Consider the following 1,425-nt stretch of genomic DNA (forward strand, 5'->3'; position numbering starts at 1 on the left):
ACGTGCTCCCTTCGCCTTTCTCAGTTCCCGGCTGTACGGGTGATGTGCTTCCTGTCAGCCCCGTGCCGTCGCCTCCATGCGCTTCGCGCATAAACCACGGCGCGGGACAGGTGACTGACGGTCGTGATGACGGAGACACGTCCGGCAGCCACGTGGATGTAAAACCGCCTGCCAGGGAATGCAGGCGGTTTTTCCTTATTCCCGCACCAGTGACGCCCTGCAATCCGTTGCAGGGCCGGAAGCGTCAGAGCGCCATCAGATAGCGGTGCGCTTTTGATGCGGCACTGGCGGCGCGGAAAATATAACGTTTGTCATCGCGCAGTTTTTTCAGCCATGATGCAATGTAGCTTGCATGCTGTACGTCGCCACTGATACCCATATCAGCCATCAGAAACGCACTTCCCAGCTCCGCTATCATTTCTTCGAAAGCATATTTCTCCGTACCAAAGCGCCCTTTCATTTCGCGGTTGAGACGGTTTCTGTGACCGCTCCAGTGAACCAGCTCATGCAGACCGGTGGCGTAAAAGTCTTCGGCACGGCTGAACAGATGACGCTCAGGCAGATAAATCCTGTCAGTGTCTGGTCTGAAGAAAGCGTGCTGACCGCGTTCGGTGATGTCTGCACCGCTGCGCGTAAACAGCGCTTCAGCCTGCGGTAACGGGTCAAAGGGGGTATCCGTGTTGTCTTCCGGCTGAATATCATCACCTGACGGCAGTCCGTCGATTTGCTCAGCGTTGAACAGCGTAAAGTGTTTCAGCATCGGGATATGTTCGGTATCACCGAATTCGTTTTCTTTCTCCAGCGTTTTATAAAAGACTGCCATTGTACCGCGTTCACCCTTGCGGACCTGAGCACCAATTGACTTAGCCTGGTTATATGTCATCCAGCGTGAGTCCTGAAAACCCTGCTGCGCCGCACTGCTCCAGAGCAACATGATGTTAATGCCGCTGTAGGCTTCATGCGTGGTGTAATTTGAGGGGATACCGGACACCAGGCCGTTACGCTTCCACGGGCATTTCCACGGCTTCACACCGGATTCCAGCGCTTTAATGATGCTGTCGGTGACCGCCTGGTGAATATCCGTTTTGTTTTGTGAAAATTTCGTGTTTGAGGAGCCTGACAGGTCCAGCGGGGATACGCTGGTCGCCGCTGCGGTGTCAGAAGTGCCAGTTTGGGTATGCAGGTTCATCGTCATGGTATTTTCTCCGTCAGTTGAGTGGGTTTTCGTCTTCGTATCGCCTGACGGTTCGTTAAACCGGAGTCGTTCTGGTTTGCAGGGGCGCGGAACGCGTGCCATTTACCCTTGCAGACCAGGTTGTGACGGGGAACGATGACCGGAAGCTGATACGAAAGAGAAAACACACGGGGAGAAAATAACGACGGGGCATACCCGGACTCAGCACGTCGACGATTGCAGCGGTGAAA

2 protein-coding genes are annotated in these 1,425 nt (G+C 54.6%); both read right to left on the bottom strand.

Annotated elements, in window-relative coordinates; translation table 11 throughout:
• Positions 1 to 244: 244 nt before the first annotated feature.
• Entirely contained in the window at positions 245 to 1,195 is a 951-nt protein-coding gene (locus tag GTGU_RS23220; RefSeq protein ID WP_038163455.1) for an ArdC family protein, read from the bottom strand.
• On the bottom strand, positions 1,192 to 1,425 hold a 234-nt coding region (locus GTGU_RS26420; protein WP_211252882.1), incomplete at its 5' end, for a hypothetical protein. The genes GTGU_RS23220 and GTGU_RS26420, both read right to left, overlap by 4 nt.

The sequence above is a fragment of the Trabulsiella guamensis ATCC 49490 genome, from assembly GCF_000734965.1.
GTDB lineage: Bacteria > Pseudomonadota > Gammaproteobacteria > Enterobacterales > Enterobacteriaceae > Trabulsiella > Trabulsiella guamensis.

Coding starts and splice junctions, on each gene's coding strand:
- GTGU_RS23220 (WP_038163455.1), bottom strand. CDS start 1,195: ATGACGATGAACCTGCATACCCAAACTGGCACTTCTGACACCGCAGCG.